The organism is Hydrogenophaga sp. OTU3427 (assembly GCF_038440225.1).
Taxonomy (GTDB): Bacteria; Pseudomonadota; Gammaproteobacteria; order Burkholderiales; family Burkholderiaceae_C; genus Hydrogenophaga.
The window spans coordinates 1-556 of the sequence record NZ_JASATI010000124.1; the positions used below are offsets into that span (position 1 = coordinate 1).

The 556-nt window shown below is 67.8% G+C and carries 1 protein-coding gene; it reads right to left on the reverse strand.

Translation table 11 applies throughout. The features are described from left to right. A partial coding sequence (locus AAHB17_RS24565; protein ID WP_342133685.1) for a hypothetical protein occupies window positions 1–556 on the reverse strand: 556 nt, incomplete at both ends.

Below are 556 nucleotides of genomic sequence, written 5' to 3' on the forward strand. Positions count from 1 at the left end.
GTTGACCGTCACCGGTGTGTCTTCGACGGTGCTGCCCGTGTCGTCAGCGGCCAGTGGGCCGTCGTCATTGATCTGGATCACCAGCGGCACCGGTGCGCTGCTGTCGCCGTCGTCGTCCGTGACCACCACCGCGAAGTTCTCTTCCGGGAACTGATCCGCCGCGCCCACCGCGCCGGTGTTGGTGTGGGGCGCGTTGTCGTTCAGGGTGTAGGTCCAGTCGTACACCCCAGCACCCACCGTCACCACCAGTGTGCCGTAGGTGCCTGGCACGGTGCCGCCCAGAGTCACGTCCACGCCGTTGATGACAACGGCCCCCACGGCATTCAGCACGTCGAAGCCCGTGGCGATGTCCAGCGTGCCGCTGGTGGTCGTGGTGCCGCCCAGGTTGCCCTCGGGCAAGGCGCCTTCGTCGACCACACCGGGGCTGGCACCCACCAGCAGCCAGTCCACCGTCGGCGTGGAGTCGGGTGCCACCGTGATCACCAGTTGCGCCGTGTCGGTGTCGCCATCGCCGTCTTTCATGACGTAGTCGATGGTCGCGGCCCCCTCGAAGCCC